General features: G+C 55.2%; 1 protein-coding gene. It reads left to right on the top strand.

Annotation, left to right across the window (positions count from 1 at the left end):
• Positions 1-223, top strand: a 223-nt coding sequence (locus tag SLS51_RS24035) for a ShlB/FhaC/HecB family hemolysin secretion/activation protein (RefSeq protein WP_323840949.1), incomplete at both ends; no start/stop codon positions are given.

Raw genomic sequence — 223 nt, forward strand, 5'->3', positions numbered from 1 at the left:
GTTAACGCTGTTTTCTCAGCCCTTTTCTTATCAGACCCAATATCTGCGTCAGATAAGCGCCAGCCCATTGACGCCCCAGGATCGATTCTCAATCGGTGGCCGCTGGACGGTACGCGGCTTTGATGGCGAGTTGACCTTATCCGCTGATCGGGGTTGGTACAGCCGCAATGAACTGGACTGGCAAACTCCGCTGCGCGGGCAATCGCTGTATCTGGCAATGGAT

It is taken from the genome of Photorhabdus africana, from assembly GCF_035181445.1.
GTDB lineage: Bacteria > Pseudomonadota > Gammaproteobacteria > Enterobacterales > Enterobacteriaceae > Photorhabdus > Photorhabdus laumondii.